This window comes from Bacillus sp. JJ864 (assembly GCF_036963045.1).
Lineage (GTDB): Bacteria > Bacillota > Bacilli > Bacillales > Bacillaceae_G > Bacillus_A > Bacillus_A pseudomycoides_C.
Map to the genome: position 1 here is coordinate 60,544 of NZ_JBALLY010000002.1, position 14,851 is coordinate 75,394.

Annotated in this window: 14 protein-coding genes and 1 tRNA gene; 10 read left to right on the forward strand and 5 right to left on the reverse strand. The window is 36.2% G+C overall.

Annotated elements, in window-relative coordinates:
• Positions 1–68: 68 nt before the first annotated feature.
• Positions 69–707, reverse strand: a complete 639-nt coding sequence (gene vrrA / locus V7024_RS00825; protein WP_438824424.1) for a VrrA/YqfQ family protein — start codon at positions 705–707, stop codon at positions 69–71.
• Between the two features lie 487 nt (positions 708–1,194).
• On the opposite strand from vrrA, the gene V7024_RS00830 reads away from it, so the two are divergent.
• Positions 1,195–2,505 carry a DEAD/DEAH box helicase gene (locus V7024_RS00830; RefSeq protein ID WP_335514327.1) on the forward strand — a complete coding sequence of 437 codons (1,311 nt, stop codon included), beginning with the start codon at positions 1,195–1,197 and terminating at the stop codon, positions 2,503–2,505.
• 98 nt (positions 2,506–2,603) lie between these two features.
• Positions 2,604–3,500: a deoxyribonuclease IV gene (locus V7024_RS00835; RefSeq protein ID WP_335514328.1), complete on the forward strand. Its 897-nt coding sequence runs from the start codon at positions 2,604–2,606 to the stop codon at positions 3,498–3,500.
• Positions 3,501–3,546: 46 nt separating this feature from the next.
• On the opposite strand, the gene V7024_RS00840 is transcribed toward V7024_RS00835, so the two are convergent.
• Positions 3,547–3,801 carry a DUF2624 domain-containing protein gene (locus V7024_RS00840; RefSeq protein ID WP_098914935.1) on the reverse strand — a complete coding sequence of 85 codons (255 nt, stop codon included), beginning with the start codon at positions 3,799–3,801 and terminating at the stop codon, positions 3,547–3,549.
• 145 nt (positions 3,802–3,946) lie between these two features.
• Between V7024_RS00840 and V7024_RS00845 the strand changes: the two genes are divergently transcribed.
• The 4 genes from V7024_RS00845 to V7024_RS00860 all read left to right on the forward strand — a co-directional run bounded on the left by V7024_RS00845 (position 3,947) and on the right by V7024_RS00860 (position 7,014).
• Positions 3,947–4,825: a YitT family protein gene (locus V7024_RS00845; RefSeq protein WP_335514333.1), complete on the forward strand. Its 879-nt coding sequence runs from the start codon at positions 3,947–3,949 to the stop codon at positions 4,823–4,825.
• Between the two features lie 158 nt (positions 4,826–4,983).
• Positions 4,984–5,757, forward strand: coding sequence for a metal ABC transporter ATP-binding protein (locus V7024_RS00850; protein ID WP_335514337.1), 774 nt, complete (start codon positions 4,984–4,986; stop codon positions 5,755–5,757).
• Positions 5,754–6,587, forward strand: a complete 834-nt coding sequence (locus tag V7024_RS00855) for a metal ABC transporter permease (RefSeq protein WP_335514339.1) — start codon at positions 5,754–5,756, stop codon at positions 6,585–6,587. The genes V7024_RS00850 and V7024_RS00855 overlap by 4 nt, the downstream gene beginning before the upstream one ends.
• Positions 6,588–6,600: 13 nt before the next feature.
• Entirely contained in the window at positions 6,601–7,014 is a 414-nt protein-coding gene (locus V7024_RS00860; RefSeq protein ID WP_335514342.1) for a Fur family transcriptional regulator, read from the forward strand.
• A 53-nt stretch (positions 7,015–7,067) separates the two neighbouring features.
• Here V7024_RS00860 and ispG read toward each other — a convergent pair whose 3' ends face one another.
• The 3 genes from ispG to V7024_RS00875 form a co-directional block, all read right to left on the reverse strand.
• Positions 7,068–8,159 carry a flavodoxin-dependent (E)-4-hydroxy-3-methylbut-2-enyl-diphosphate synthase gene (ispG, locus tag V7024_RS00865; RefSeq protein WP_020062652.1) on the reverse strand — a complete coding sequence of 364 codons (1,092 nt, stop codon included), beginning with the start codon at positions 8,157–8,159 and terminating at the stop codon, positions 7,068–7,070.
• Positions 8,160–8,509: 350 nt separating this feature from the next.
• Positions 8,510–8,851, reverse strand: coding sequence for a hypothetical protein (locus V7024_RS00870; protein ID WP_335514344.1), 342 nt, complete (start codon positions 8,849–8,851; stop codon positions 8,510–8,512).
• Positions 8,852–8,916: 65 nt separating this feature from the next.
• Positions 8,917–9,684 (reverse strand): DUF1189 domain-containing protein, encoded by a 768-nt coding sequence (locus V7024_RS00875; protein WP_335514347.1) that lies wholly within the window; start codon positions 9,682–9,684, stop codon positions 8,917–8,919.
• A gap of 432 nt (positions 9,685–10,116) precedes the next feature.
• Between V7024_RS00875 and V7024_RS00880 the strand changes: the two genes are divergently transcribed.
• From V7024_RS00880 to V7024_RS00895, 4 genes are all read left to right on the forward strand, one after another.
• Positions 10,117–10,190, forward strand: a tRNA-Ile gene (locus V7024_RS00880).
• Positions 10,191–10,413: 223 nt separating this feature from the next.
• Positions 10,414–11,025, forward strand: a complete 612-nt coding sequence (sodA, locus tag V7024_RS00885) for a superoxide dismutase [Mn] (protein ID WP_020062649.1) — start codon at positions 10,414–10,416, stop codon at positions 11,023–11,025.
• 188 nt (positions 11,026–11,213) lie between these two features.
• The gene (locus tag V7024_RS00890) at positions 11,214–12,491 is read left to right on the forward strand and encodes an MFS transporter (protein WP_335514350.1); all 1,278 of its coding nucleotides are present in this window, start codon (positions 11,214–11,216) and stop codon (positions 12,489–12,491) included.
• A gap of 108 nt (positions 12,492–12,599) precedes the next feature.
• Positions 12,600–14,726 (forward strand): peptidoglycan D,D-transpeptidase FtsI family protein, encoded by a 2,127-nt coding sequence (locus V7024_RS00895; protein WP_335514352.1) that lies wholly within the window; start codon positions 12,600–12,602, stop codon positions 14,724–14,726.
• Positions 14,727–14,851: the final 125 nt, after the last annotated feature.

Below are 14,851 nucleotides of genomic sequence, written 5' to 3' on the forward strand. Positions count from 1 at the left end.
AAGGATTTGTTTTTATAAAGCTAATCCTTTTTATTATAAAGGAGAAGAAAGCAGATGACAAAGAAATGTTACACGTATAGCTTTGGTTTCGGGGTGCTAGAGTGTACATTTTCTACTTCTATCTTATCTTCAAGTGTGGTTTGAGGAACAAGCGGTTTGCTTGTAATCGGGATTTCTTCAGATTGAGTAGCAGTAGTTGTTTTGACCTCTTGTGTTTGTTGTTCATCCGCATTTTTTCCAGAGGTAAGTATTTTCATGATATTAGGAATGTTGCGGACAATCGGACCATATTGCTGCACGACAGGACCAACGGACTGGGCCATTTGGACAACTTTTTCGACGTTATTGATCATTCCAGTGGGATTTGAAATAAAATTCGTGAAAAAACTGCTAATTCCACTAGGTGCACTTCCTCCTCGTGTTTCACCTTCTGCCATCATTTGAGGCTGGACCATTTGTTGTTGCTGTTTTGGAGGGTGCATATAGGGCTGATTTTGCTGATATGGTGTATTAGGGTATGTTTCTAATTGTCTATAGGGGGGCATCATATACATATAATCTGCAGCGGGATTTTGTTTTTGAAACAATTTTGCAAGAAATCCTTTTTTCTTAGGCATCATTGGTTGCATGCCTTGTGTTGGATACATTGTATGCGGATATGGAGACTGTGTATACATTTGTTGATAGGGAGGGGGTTTCATATACATTAGGAAATCCTCCTTTCTTCAATTAGGTAATATACACTACAATATGCAATGGAGGGAAAGAAGGTTAGTTTTTCCGTTGAAATGCTAAACGAAAGATATACAAGTTCAAAAACTTTCTTTTTAGGAGGGGCGAGAGCATCTGGCTGCGCGTAGAAACGGTCAGAGCCTTTTCCTACCCCATGCAAGGTTTAAAACAAAAGGAGAAAGCAAGTAGCGGTCATGGTGTATTTTTCATAGCAGCAACTTATAAAGAAAAGCGGAGCCGACTGTTTAAGCCTGTTGGCTAAGGTTCTTTCACACAGAAGGTGTTTTTTACCTTCTCGTGTGGAAGGTTCTTAGACATGAGGGCTTAGGAGCCAGAGCTAGACAAAGATGTTGAAAAATTAAAATGGATATATATAAAGATAGATTTTACCCATAGATTTCGATATAATGGTAACTTGACTGATTAATGAACGCAGTAGAAATAAGAAAGAAGGTGGAATGTATGACAGTGCAAACATTTACACAGTATAATTTTCAACCATTTTTAATAGATGCAATTCGTGAATTACGTTTTTCAGAACCAACAGAAATTCAACAAAAGATTTTTCCGGTTGTGAAAAAGGGAGTTAGTATTATTGGACAATCACAAACAGGATCTGGAAAAACGCATGCGTATTTACTTCCAACATTAAATCGTATTGATGCAACTAGAGAAGAAGTACAACTTGTAATTACAGCTCCAACTCGTGAGTTAGCGCAGCAAATTTATGAAGAAATCGTAAAGATAACAAAGTTTTGTGAAGAAGACAAAATGATTACAGCACGTTGTTTTATCGGTGGGACAGATAAACAACGTTCAATTGAAAAATTGAAGAAACAACCGCATGTTGTGGTGGGAACACCAGGGCGTATTAAAGATTTAGTGGAAGAGCAAGCGCTATTTGTACATACGGTTTCTGCAATTATCGTCGATGAAGCAGATTTAATGCTTGATATGGGCTTTATTCATGATGTGGATAAAATTGCAGCACGTATGCCTAAAAATTTACAAATGCTTGTTTTCTCAGCGACAATTCCGCAAAAGTTAAAACCATTTATGAAGAAATATATGGAGAATCCAGAGCATATTCATATTAATCCAAAGCAAATAGCAGCGATTAATCTTGAACATCACCTTATTCCGTCAAGGCACCGTAATAAAGTTGAACTTGTAAAAAATCTGTTATTGCAATATCAGCCGTATTTAGCAATCGTCTTTACGAATACAAAGAAAAAGGCGGAGGAAGTAGCGCATGGTTTAGCGGAACGCGGTTTAAAAGTAGGTCGTATTCACGGTGATTTATCACCGCGTGATCGCAAGAAAATGATGAAACAAGTTCGTGATTTAGAATTTCAATATATTGTAGCGACAGATTTAGCTGCACGTGGTATTGATATTGAGGGAATTAGTCATGTGATTAACTACGAAATTCCATCTGATTTAGATTTCTTTATTCACCGTGTCGGCCGAACAGCGCGTGCTGGATATTCTGGTATTGCGGCAACCATTTATGACCAAGCAGATGAAGAAGCGTTAGATACGTTAGAAAAGCAACGTCATATTGAATTCAAACATGTGGACTTGCGCGCAGGGGAGTTGGTTGAATTAGGACCTCGCCGCCGCCGTCAAAGCCGTAAGAAACCAAATGACAAATTAGATGCTATGGCACAAAAAGTTGTGAAAAAACCGAAAAAAGTAAAGCCGAATTACAAGAAAAAGCTTGAATGGGAACGCGAAAAGATTAAGAAGAAATATAACAAAAAGACAAGATAAGGATTTTCCTTATCTTTTTTTTGTGGAGAAGTTAACAGTGTCAGATTTCGATAAATTATGCTATCATTATAGCTATTGCATTTATAAGAGGTGATTACATGTTGAAAATTGGATCTCACGTTTCGATGAGTGGAAAGAAAATGTTATTAGCAGCGAGTGAAGAAGCTGTGTCATACGGTGCAACAACGTTTATGGTTTATACGGGAGCACCGCAAAATACGAGAAGAAAACCGATTGAAGAGTTAAATATAGAAGCGGGACGTAGACATATGGAACTGAATGGAATTGAAGAAATCGTTGTTCATGCCCCGTATATTATTAATATAGGTAATACAACGAAACCTGAAACATTCCAACTAGGTGTTGATTTCCTTCGCATGGAAATTGAAAGAACATCAGCATTAGGGGTTGCAAAGCAAATTGTACTCCATCCAGGAGCGCATGTTGGGGCCGGTGCGGATGCAGGAATCCAAAAAATTATTGAGGGTTTAAATGAAGTATTAACAACTGATCAAACAGTGAACATTGCGCTAGAAACAATGGCTGGAAAAGGAACAGAGTGTGGGCGCAGTTTTGAGGAGCTTGCGAGAATTATTGATGGTGTAACGCTTAATGAGAAATTATCTATCTGCTTTGATACATGTCATACACATGACGCTGGTTATGATATCGTTAATGATTTTGACGGTGTTTTAAACGAGTTTGATAAAATAATAGGTATTGATCGTTTACAAGTATTACACCTTAATGATAGCAAGAATGAGCGCGGCGCTAGAAAAGACCGTCATGAAAATATCGGTTTCGGTCATATTGGTTATAAAACATTGCACCATATTGTACATCATCCACAATTACTGCATGTACCGAAAATTCTTGAAACACCATATGTAGGTGAAGATAAAAACGATAAAAAGCCACCGTATAAATTTGAAATTGAAATGCTGAAAAATGGTGTGTTTGATGAAGAGGTTCTTCAGAAAATTAGAGAACAATAAAAAAGGGGGAGCACCCCTTTTTTATTTTATCCCATTGATGGAAGTTTCACTTTATTAATTTTTGAAATAGGGTATTAATTTGTTGTGCGGTAGCAGGAGAAGTGACCTTTGCAATTTGTTTTAAAAGTTGTAATCTTTCTTGGTCATCATAAATATTAATATGTTTTCCTTGAATTAATGTGACGATTTTGTCTGCTTGTTCGTTTGTAATCGGCACTCCGTATTCTGCACTATATTTTAATAATTCCTTAGAAGTCATATTGTTTAATTTTTTATTTACAAACTGTTGAATGAGGTTCATGATGCTCCCTCCTTTATTTTGTCTTCATATCCGAATATATGTAAAATATGCTTGTGTATATTCCAAAGCAGGCAGTTTTCTCATTAAAAAAAGGAGGGTATGTTATAATAAAGGGATAAAATATATAGATACTTGAGGAGGTAGTATGGCAAAACAAATGCATAAAAAAGAAAGTATAATTCATCTTGTGTATCGTCTTGTTATGATTGTCATAGGTGCTGGCTGTGCAGCAGTTGCACTTGAGCTATTTTTAATTCCAAACAAAATTATTGATGGTGGTATTATCGGTGTTTCCCTCATATTAGATTTCCTTACACCAAATATTTGGTGGCTAAGCTTTTCCACTTTAGTTGTAATCCTCAATTTACCGTTTATGTACTCAGGTTATAAGCAAATAGGAAAAACATTTATGTTATCTTCTGTTTTTGCAGTCATATGTTTAGCTTTGATTGAGTCGACATTACATTCTATTCAGCCTTTTACGACAGAGCCAATTTTAGCGACTGTCTTTGGAGGACTAATTTTAGGTATTGGTGTTGGGCTTGTGATTAGACATGGTGGTTCATTGGATGGAGCGGAAATTCTAGGTATTTTACTAACAAAGAAATTACCGTTTTCTGTCGGTGAATTTGTTATGTTTATGAATATTTTCGTTTTTGCTTGGGCGGCAGTCGTTTTTGGCGTAGAACAAGCAATGTATTCTGTCATGACATACTATATTGCCTTTAAAACGATTGATACGGTTATCCAAGGTTTAGATGAAACAAAAGCAGTAATTATTGTTTCGGACTATTATGAAGAGGTATCAAACGCAATTTTACATCGACTTGGCCGCGGAACAACGAAATTAGTTGGAAAAGGTGGCTATACGGATAAAGAAAAAGAAGTGATCTATGCAGTTATTACTCGTTTAGAGGTAACGAAGCTAAAATCGATTGTTCATGAAGTAGACGAAAATGCTTTTATTACCATTATGAATACACAAGAAACAAAAGGTGCAAAATTTAAATCAGCAATTCACTAAAAGCGGAGAGATTTTCTCTGCTTTTTGTTATAATAGATAAGTTATCTAAAATGAAAGGTATATTTTAGGACAGATTGGTTTACAACTCGTAATGAGCTATAATATAATTTAAACAGAGATAAATCGGAATCATTCTGAATTAGAATAGGTGAGGTATGATGAATTATATATTAGAAATCGAGAATTTAACCTTTCGTTATGAAGAGCGAAATGTTTTAGAGGACATTCAATTGCAAGTTCCTAAAGGAGCTTTTTTAGGTTTAGTAGGACCGAATGGATCAGGAAAATCTACATTATTGAAATGTATATTAGGGATTTTAAAACCGAAACAAGGAACAATTCGGTTGTTTGGTATGGATAGTAAAAAATTTAAAGATTGGAATGAAATTGGCTATGTTTCCCAAAAGGCAAATAGTTTCAACTCTGGATTCCCAGCAACTGTATTTGAAGTTGTTTCGATGGGACTCGTTTCTAAGAAAGGCTTGTTTCGCTTCTTAACAAAGATGGATAAAGCGAAAGTGACAAAAGCGATTGCTGATGTTGGAATGAGTGAGTTTATGAATCGGAATATTGGTGAGCTTTCTGGTGGGCAACAACAACGTGTTTTTATTGCACGTGCGCTTGTAAGTGATCCAGAGTTATTAATTTTGGATGAGCCTACTGTCGGTATTGATGTAAAGAATGTAGAAAGTTTTTATGATATGCTAGAACATTTAAATAAGCGTTTAGGGATTACACTTATTCTTGTCACTCATGATATGGGAGCTGTGACAGAGAAAGTTACACATGTTGCTTGCTTAAATCAGCGTCTTCATTTCCACGGAAATGTAGATACGTTCCAAAAGTTAGAAGATGCTGAAATGTCGTTATTATATGGTTACCATGTTCATCGTTTAGAGCATGATCATGAGCATCACGGGGGGATACGATGATACAGGATTTTTTGCAATATGATTTTTTACGAAATTCTTTATATGCTGGAGTTTTAATTGGACTTGTTGCCCCGATGCTTGGTGTCTTTGTGGTCATTCGTCGTTTGTCGTTAATTGCTGATGCATTAAGTCATGTTACGTTATCAGGTATTGCAGCGAGTTTATTATTAGAAAAAACCGTATTTACGGGCGGTTTTTTAAATCCACTATATATGGGGATGATATTTTCTATTGGTGGCGCTCTGCTTATTGAAAAATTAAGAACGGTATATAAACATTATCAAGAACTAGCAATTCCTATTATTTTATCAGCTGGTATTGGGATTGGTGTAATTTTCATTTCTCTTGCCAATGGATTTAATACAGATTTATTTAGTTATTTGTTTGGTAGTGTGAGTGCAGTTACAAGTAGTGATTTGCTTATTATTGGATTCGTTGCTGTGATTGTAGTTGCTGTCATTATTTTATTATATAAAGAGCTGTTTTTATTATCTTTTGATGAAGAATATGCTGTAGCTACAGGATTACGTGCAAAATGGATTCACTTTATTTTTATTATTTTAGTTGCACTTGTTATTGCGATTTCAATGCGTGTTGTCGGTATTCTTCTCGTTTCATCGTTAATGACAATACCAGTTGCAGCAAGTATTCGAATTGCGAAAGGTTTTAAGCAAACGATCTTTTTCTCCATTGTATTTGGTGAGATTGCAGTAGTTGGAGGTATGCTAGCTTCTTATCAACTTGATCTTGCTCCAGGTGGTACAATTGTTGTGTTATCAGTTCTTATTTTAATCGGTGCAATCTTATGGAAGAAGAAAAAAACTGCGTAAAGTAGGGATAACTATGAATCTTACAGAAGCTTTACACCTTATGAAAGAGAAGGGTTATAAACATACTGGAAAAAGGGAAGACATGCTGCGTTTATTTGCCGCTCATAATAAATATTTAACGGCAAGAGATGTTTTAGCTAATATGAAAGGTGATTATCCGGGACTTAGTTTTGATACCATTTATCGCAACTTAACTCTGTTTGTGGAAATTGGTATTTTAGAACAGACAGAGTTAAATGGTGAAAAACATTTTCGCTTCAAATGTTCTACTATAGAACACCATCATCATTTCATCTGTTTAGATTGCGGAGGAACGAAGGAAATTACATCGTGTCCAATGGAATTCATGAACAAAGACTTCACAGGATATGAAGTAACGGGACATAAATTTGAAATATATGGACGCTGTCCGAAATGTGCACAATAAAAAGCTTGTCAGTTTTAAAACTGACAAGCTTTTTTTATTAGCAGTTTTACATTTTATTTTTCTTGTTTTGCTGCGTATTCTTCTGCAATTTTATCAATTTCTTTCTTCAATTCTTCCACCATTGTTTCTTCTGGTACTTTACGTACAATTTCACCTTTGCGGAAGAGAAGGCCTTCTCCGCGTGCTCCAGCAATCCCGATATCTGCTTCGCGCGCTTCACCAGGGCCGTTTACTGCGCAGCCAAGGACAGCAACTTTAATCGGTGCTTTAATTTTTGAAATATATTCTTCTACTTCATTTGCAATGCTAATTAAGTCAATTTCAATACGTCCGCAAGTTGGACAAGAAATCAATGTAGCAGCATTAGAAGCAAGTCCAAATGATTTTAATAGTTCACGCGCTACTTTTACTTCTTCAACTGGGTCTGCACTTAATGAGATACGTAACGTATTACCGATACCTTTGCTTAAGATTGCACCAAGACCAGCTGCGCTTTTTACAGTTCCAGCAAATAAAGTTCCAGATTCTGTAATACCAAGGTGTAATGGATAATTGAAAGCACGAGATGCTTTTTCGTACGCTTCAATTGCCAAATTCACATCAGAGGCTTTCATCGATACGATGATGTCATGAAAATCTAGATCTTCTAAAATTTTAATGTGATGCAATGCGCTTTCGACCATACCATCAGCGGTTGGGTATCCATATTTTTCAAGAATATGACGTTCTAATGAACCAGCGTTTACACCGATGCGGATTGGGATGCCGCGTTCTTTCGCAGCATTTACAACTGCTTCAACTTTATGACGACGACCGATGTTTCCTGGATTGATACGAACTTTATCAATACCACCTTCAATCGCTTTTAACGCTAGGCGATAGTCAAAGTGAATATCAGCAACAAGAGGTATATTAATTTGTTTTTTAATATCAGCAATCGCATTTGCAGCGCGCTCATCAGGAACGGCTACACGAACAATTTGACAGCCTGCTTCTTCTAAACGCTTAATTTCAGCAACTGTTGCTTCCACATCATGTGTTTTCGTTGTTGTCATACTTTGTATAATTAATTCATTATTACCGCCAATTGTTAAATTTCCAACTTTAACAGGGCGTGTTTTTGTACGATGAGTTATTTCATTCACGAATAGATCGCTCTCCTTATAAAAGAAGTTTCTTATTTTGTAGACAAACGCATTTATATTATATGCAGTATTTGTCAAGTGAAGCTAAATGTCTATATAAATCCATTTTGATTTTTCAACATACAAGTCACTGCTATGCAGAAAAAACATGATCGCTACTTGCTTTCTCCCTTTGTTTTAACCATTGAAAGTGGCAGGAAAAGGCCCTAACCGCTTCTATGCATGGCCAGATGCTCTCGCCCAACTAAAAAAAGGAGCTTTTATGTTGTTTTTTTAGTTGTATTTATATAGTTTCACTTTTCCTATTGTATCAGCGCCTTACTGTAATTGACAAGGATTATGTGATGTTATTACGGATAGAGGGGGAATTTGTATTTTTTCCCGACTTGTAATTTTGCTGGAGAGTCGTTTTGATTTAAGTCCTTGAAGTCCGTAACAACTGTTTCAATAGAAGGGACTTTTTTCTTATTAATTTCTTCTGTAACAGAGAGAACGGTATCGCCTGTTTTTACTTCAATGACTTTATATTTTGCCAGTGATGTATTTTCTTTTTGTTTATTACTTGCAACTTTAGCTGAAGTTTCTTTTGTTTTGGAATATGTATGAAGCAACGGTAACGTGCCAATTGTCATATCATAGTACAAGACGTAACCGAGAACAAGTAGTAACAAGACACCGCCAAGCCTTTTCATATTTTTCCACTCCTTTGTAGAGAAATATATGCTTGTCCAAAAAAAAAATGCCTTAAAGGCATTTTTTATAGTGAATTTTTTTCTTTTGGTTTTGGCACTTCTTTTATTGTTAAATAAAGAACGATGAGGACAACACCAATGAATATAAATAATGAGAATGGGACATGCACTTTTAATAAGTCCATAATCATAAAGAATATAGTTGGGATTGTATAACTATAGGCAGTTAATGTCCAAACTTGTTTGTAAGATAATTTACGCTCTCCGCTCATTGCAGAGCCGATAAATGCCAATAGGGTAACACCAAGAAATGTAATAAATAGTTGGAATAAGTAAATAAATATCCCGATTAAGAATATCGCAACTGGAGAGATGTTATCAACGAATGAAACGATTTCTTGGATATCTTTCTTTTCAAACGTTGTATTTCCAAAATCAGTATATGGGAAGGATTGTGTTTGTTGCTGTGCTGTTGAAATCATTTTATCCTTTAAAATGAATATACCATCTCGATTTGGATAGGCTTTTGTGTCTGTTGCGTTTGGATCAAATACAAAAATAAAATCTGTTTCATCTTTTACAATTGGTTTGCTAATGTCTGCGTGCAGCTCGCCATTTTCAATTTTAAAATCAGGCACATCTTTTTCGATAGCGCGATCGATTAAATGAATGCCCTCTTGAACGAAATTTCCAAATAAAATCGTTTTTGGAACGGTAGCAAGCAGGCATAGTAACATTATGTAAAGAATCGTCTTTCCGATTTTTTGAAAACGAAAGATTGCCATCTCTTTTGGTGCGTATAAGCTTTTAAATAGTTGTGTAAATATGGACATGCATTCACTTCCTTCTTTAAATATATTGATTTACAATCTCATTGTAACGTATGTTTTTAAGGAATCACAAGATATATCATGTCGCATGTGAAAATACAATTGACACATTTCTTTTTACTATGGTAAATTTATCTTACATTTTTACATATAATCATCCATTCCATCGCAGTTGAACTGGCTATATAAATCTATTTTAATTTTTTTTACATATAAGTCGCTGCTATGCAGAATACAACATGATCGCTACTTGCTTACTCCTTTTGTTTTAAACATTGCATGTGGTAGGAAAAGGCCCTGACCGTTTCTATGCATGGCCAGATGCTCTCGTCCTCCCCTAAAAAGAAAGGGGTTTTGATGTCGTTTCTTTAACTTGTATGTAGAGAGAGCATATGGTTGATAACGGCGATGCCGTAGCGGCTATTCATATATCACGGACCCTTAGCTCAGCTGGTTAGAGCAGACGGCTCATAACCGTCCGGTCGTAGGTTCGAGTCCTACAGGGTCCATATCCATTTCGTATATTAATACATAGCGGATAAGCTTCCTTATAGAAGGAAGCTTTTTTTACGAAATGTATGAGCATTTCGTTTGAAAAGAAATGGGAAATTTGCTACCTTAATGTTAGCGAGGCAATACGCTAAATTTGTTTTCACCCTTATGTAATTAGGGTAAAATGAATTTGTATGCCAAGTCATTATCGGCAATACATACAATGGGAGGAATATAACAATGGCGAAACATGAATTACCAAATTTACCTTATGCGTATGATGCGTTAGAACCTCATTTTGACAAAGAAACAATGAATATCCATCATACAAAACATCACAACACATATGTAACAAACTTAAATGCTGCATTAGAAGGACATGCGGAATTAGCAGAAAAAAGCATCGAAGAGTTAGTTGCAAACTTAAACGAAGTGCCAGAAGCAATTCGCACAGCAGTACGCAATAACGGTGGTGGACATGCAAACCACTCTTTATTCTGGACAATCCTTTCTCCAAATGGCGGTGGACAACCAGTAGGTGAACTTGCAAGTGCAATTGAAGCGAAATTTGGTAGCTTTGATGCATTTAAAGAAGAGTTTGCAAAAGCAGGCGCAACTCGCTTCGGTTCTGGCTGGGCATGGCTAGTTGTAAACAATGGTGAATTAGAAGTAACAAGCACACCAAACCAAGATACTCCATTAATGGAAGGGAAAACTCCAGTTTTAGGATTAGACGTTTGGGAGCATGCATACTACTTACATTACCAAAACCGTCGTCCTGACTACATCAATGCTTTCTGGAGCGTTGTAGATTGGAATGCAGTTGAAAAACGTTACCAAGACGCAAAATAATAATAATTGTAAAAACTAGGAGATATTTCTCCTAGTTTTTTTCTATGCTTTTTTTGAGAGTTGATTGGCTCACCTCAATATTAATGAGAAAAATGCTTACTAATGAAAGTTTCATTTTCTACTTTTCTTCTTTACATAATTGTGACCTTCTTTGGAAGACTAGAACATGAAGTAAAGGAGAGTTTAATATGAAATGGAAACATTTAGTTGGCGATGTTGAGGTGAATCGTGATTTAGTTTTATTACTCATAATTGGCGGGTTATATACGTTGGCCATTTCGTTATCCAATACGTTTGTAAATATTTATTTATGGAAACAAACGAAGGATTTTATGAATATTGGCTTTTATAATTTAGCAAGCGTTGTTTTACAGCCGCTGACTTTTCTTGTTGCCGGAAAACTAGCGAAACGAGTAGATCGTACGATTTTACTCCGCATTGGTGTAACAACATTAGCTGTTTTTTTTATTGTTGTATTGCTGACGGGAACGAATGCTTCGCAGTATATTTTACTTATCGGTGGCTTACTTGGGATAGGATATGGATTTTACTGGCTCTCATTTAATTTATTAACATTTGAAATTACAGAGCCGGAAACACGTGACTTTTTTAACGGATTTCTCGGACTGCTTACCTCATTTTCAGGTATGATTGGTCCAATTGCATCCGGGCTTATTATTTCACGTATGGAAAAGTGGAATGGGTATACATTCGTTTTTTTCCTATCGTTAACCTTATTTACCATTGCAATAGTTGTCAGTTTTTTTCTGACGAAACGTGAATGTGAAGGGCGTTACGAAATTATTGAAGTAATGAAAGAGAGAAAAGTGAATAAAAACTGGGGAAGAATTACGCTTGCTCATTTCTTTCAAGGACTTAGAGAAGGTACATTTATATTTGTTATTTCTGTATATGTGTATATGGCTTCTGGTAGCGAATTAGCGCTGGGGAAATATGGGCTTGTAAATTCTGCTGTTTCTTTCATTTGCTATTATTTAGTAGCACGAGTATTGAAAAAGGAATGGCGAAAAAAAGCTATTTTACTCGGTGGAATTATTTTATATGCAGTTGTATTTTTAGTTGTCTTTCATGTCACGTATACGAAATTACTTATTTATGCAGCTTGTATTGCCGTAGCGTATCCGATTCTTCTTGTTCCATATGGTTCAATGACATATGATATAATAGGCAGAGCTAAACAAGCAAAGGAGCGGCGAGTAGAATATATTGTTGTTCGTGAACTATGGCTAAACGGAGGAAGAATCTGTTCGGTTTTAAGTTTTTTGTTAGCAGTTTCATTATTTCCGGCAGAAAAAAGCTTGCCTATCTTATTATTAATATTAGGTGCTGGACATTTACTTATCTATTTTGCGATTCGAAATGTCAAATACGATGATGAAAAAGCATGCCATGCAGGGCTTGCGGCTGTACAAACGACGCAAAATACAACAGAAGGAGAAGGTTAACTTCTGCGATATTTTATGTTAAAATAGTAAAACGTATATGACAGTAGCGAGGACACCTGAAGAAGGTGTCCCTTTCCGCTTACATAGCTGTTGGTAGAGGGGGTCCGTATGAGTAAGAAAAAGAAAAAAAAGAAAACCCACGTTCCATTTCGGTTAAACGTGTTGTTTTTCTGTGTGTTTTTACTGTTTTCAACAGTAATTGTTAAATTAGGTATGATACAGATTGTCCATGGTGAAGATTATAAAAATGAAGTAAACCGAAAGGAAAACTTAACGGTAAGTACCCCTGTTCCGCGCGGAAAGATTTTTGACAGGTATGGCCGTGCGGTGGTAGATAATACACCACTTCGAACGATTACGTATACAAGAACGAAGGAGTCAAAACGTGAAGAACGTTTAGAAACAGCAAAGCAACTTTCAAAGCTGCTTGATGTACCGACTGATAAATTAACGGAGCGAGATAAAAAAGATTTTTGGATTCTGTTAAATGAAGAACAGGCAAAAGCGAAAATTACGAAAAAAGATGAAGCTGATTTAAAAGCGAAAAAAATTGATGATAAACAACTGGCACAACGTCAGCTTGATCGTATTACAGAAGCGGAATTAAATGAATTAACTCCTGACGATTTAGAAGTATTAGCAATTAAGAGTAAGATGGAAGGCGGCTATGCAATGACGCCGCAAATTATTAAAAAAGATGTTACACCGGAAGAATATGCTGTAGTTAGTGAGAATTTAGCAAAACTTTCAGGGGTAGACACTACAGTTGATTGGGACCGTCACTATGCTTATGGAGATATGTTCCGCACTGTACTTGGCGGTGTAACGAGTTCCGATGAAGGATTACCGCGAGAGAATATCGACTATTACTTAGTTCGTGATTATAACCGTAATGACCGTGTCGGAAAAAGTTATCTTGAGCAGCAATACGAAGATGTATTGCACGGCATGAAAGCACAAGTGAAAAATATTACGGACCAAAAGGGAAATATTCTTGAGACTGTTTATCTTTCTAAAGGAGAAAGTGGAAAGAATGTAAATTTGACCATTGATATGGAGCTGCAAAAGAAAGTTGAACAAATTATTGAAGAAGAAATGAAAGCAGCAAAAGCTTCAGGCGGAGCGGAATATATGGACCGTGCGTTTGTTGTGATGATGAATCCGAAAAACGGAGAAATTTTATCAATGGCTGGTAAACAGTTTGGGGAAGAAAATGGGCAAAGTGTGATAAAAGATTATGCACTTGGCACGATGACGAGTGCATATGAAATGGGTTCGACTGTAAAAGGTGCAACTCTTTTGACTGGATATCAAGAAGACGCTATTAAACCAGGAGATGTAATGGTCGATGAAGCAATTAAATTTAAAGGAACCGATTATAAAAAATCATGGAAAACAATGGGGGCGATTAATGATTTAACAGCCCTGCAACAATCTTCTAACGTATATATGTTTAAAACAGCGATGAAAATCGCGGGTGTAGATTATGTTTATAATGGTCCATTAAGTGTTAAACAAAAGGACTTTGATACAATGCGTTATTACTACAGTCAATTTGGTCTTGGAGTACCAACGGGAATAGATTTACCAAATGAGATGGCAGGAGTAAAAGGAAATGCACCAGGACAACCTGGTAAGTTACTCGATTTAGCAATCGGACAGTTTGATACGTATACACCGCTGCAATTGGTGCAATATGTATCAACGATTGCCAACGGTGGTTATCGAATGAAACCACAGGTCGTAAAAGAAATTCGCACGCCGACTTCCAAACCTGAAGAGTTAGGAAAAGTAGTGGATTCGGTGGAGCCGGTTGTCTTAAATCGAATCGATATGAAAGATGAATATATTAACCGTGTGCAAGAGGGCTTTAAAATGGTTATGCAAACACCAAATGGAACAGGATATACGAATGGTTTTGCTGGTGCAACATATGATCCAGCAGGAAAAACAGGAACTGCACAGTCTGTTTATGCTGGTCCAAATGCAAAAGAAGTAAGAGCGCAGATAGGTGATAGAAACATATATAATTTAACACTTGTTGGCTATGCACCGGCATCTGATCCAGAAGTTGCTTTTTCTGTTGTTGTTCCATGGTTGTCTAGTGATCAAAACCCAGTAAGTAAAAAAATTGGGCGCCGAATTATGGACGCATATTTCGATTTGAAAAAGCAAGAAGCAAACGGAAATACTGGGCCAATAGAAGATACGAAGAAAACAAATAAAGAAGAATAAAAATGTGTAAGATTGGCACACTATCTGTGAAGATAGTGTGCTTTTTTTTATATATGTCGCATATAGTGATGAAAGAAGTGTACAAGCCTAAAAAATTATGTGCAATATTTATTTCAAAAAAGGAG

Excerpts from the sequence above, each read along its gene's own strand:
- vrrA (WP_438824424.1), bottom strand. The coding sequence starts at position 707 with ATGTATATGAAACCCCCTCCCTATCAACAAATGTATACACAGTCTCCA.
- V7024_RS00830 (WP_335514327.1), top strand. The coding sequence starts at position 1,195 with ATGACAGTGCAAACATTTACACAGTATAATTTTCAACCATTTTTAATA.
- V7024_RS00835 (WP_335514328.1), top strand. The coding sequence starts at position 2,604 with ATGTTGAAAATTGGATCTCACGTTTCGATGAGTGGAAAGAAAATGTTA.
- V7024_RS00840 (WP_098914935.1), bottom strand. The coding sequence starts at position 3,801 with ATGAACCTCATTCAACAGTTTGTAAATAAAAAATTAAACAATATGACT.
- V7024_RS00845 (WP_335514333.1), top strand. The coding sequence starts at position 3,947 with ATGGCAAAACAAATGCATAAAAAAGAAAGTATAATTCATCTTGTGTAT.
- V7024_RS00850 (WP_335514337.1), top strand. The coding sequence starts at position 4,984 with ATGAATTATATATTAGAAATCGAGAATTTAACCTTTCGTTATGAAGAG.
- V7024_RS00855 (WP_335514339.1), top strand. The coding sequence starts at position 5,754 with ATGATACAGGATTTTTTGCAATATGATTTTTTACGAAATTCTTTATAT.
- V7024_RS00860 (WP_335514342.1), top strand. The coding sequence starts at position 6,601 with ATGAATCTTACAGAAGCTTTACACCTTATGAAAGAGAAGGGTTATAAA.
- V7024_RS00870 (WP_335514344.1), bottom strand. The coding sequence starts at position 8,851 with ATGAAAAGGCTTGGCGGTGTCTTGTTACTACTTGTTCTCGGTTACGTC.
- V7024_RS00875 (WP_335514347.1), bottom strand. The coding sequence starts at position 9,684 with ATGTCCATATTTACACAACTATTTAAAAGCTTATACGCACCAAAAGAG.
- sodA (WP_020062649.1), top strand. The coding sequence starts at position 10,414 with ATGGCGAAACATGAATTACCAAATTTACCTTATGCGTATGATGCGTTA.
- V7024_RS00890 (WP_335514350.1), top strand. The coding sequence starts at position 11,214 with ATGAAATGGAAACATTTAGTTGGCGATGTTGAGGTGAATCGTGATTTA.
- V7024_RS00895 (WP_335514352.1), top strand. The coding sequence starts at position 12,600 with ATGAGTAAGAAAAAGAAAAAAAAGAAAACCCACGTTCCATTTCGGTTA.